This is a genomic window from Stenotrophomonas sp. SrG (genome assembly GCF_050031795.1).
Taxonomy (GTDB): Bacteria; Pseudomonadota; Gammaproteobacteria; order Xanthomonadales; family Xanthomonadaceae; genus Stenotrophomonas; species Stenotrophomonas rhizophila_A.
The window spans coordinates 1-234 of record NZ_JBNBBE010001450.1; the positions used below are offsets into that span (position 1 = coordinate 1).

A 234-nucleotide genomic window follows, 5' to 3' on the forward strand; every position below is an offset into this window, starting at 1 on the left:
TGTCCCAGAACCAGCGCGCGCCGTGCAGCCAGTGCTGGCGCATGTGCTTGCACAGGAAGCGGGCCACGATCATCCGCACGCGGTTGTGCATGTAGCCGGTGGCCCACAGCTCGCGCAGCCCCGCATCGACGCTCGGCACCCCGGTACGCCCCTGCTGCCAGGCCTGCAGCTGTGTCGCGTTCGGCATGGCCCAGCTGAAGTTCGCGAACCGCGGGTTGAGGTTCTGTTCGGGCG

At 68.8% G+C, this 234-nt stretch carries 1 protein-coding gene; it reads right to left on the bottom strand.

Annotation, left to right across the window (positions count from 1 at the left end; translation table 11 throughout):
• Positions 1 to 234, bottom strand: a 234-nt coding sequence (locus tag ACQG3P_RS24210; protein ID WP_426806469.1) for an FAD-binding domain-containing protein, incomplete at both ends; no start/stop codon positions are given.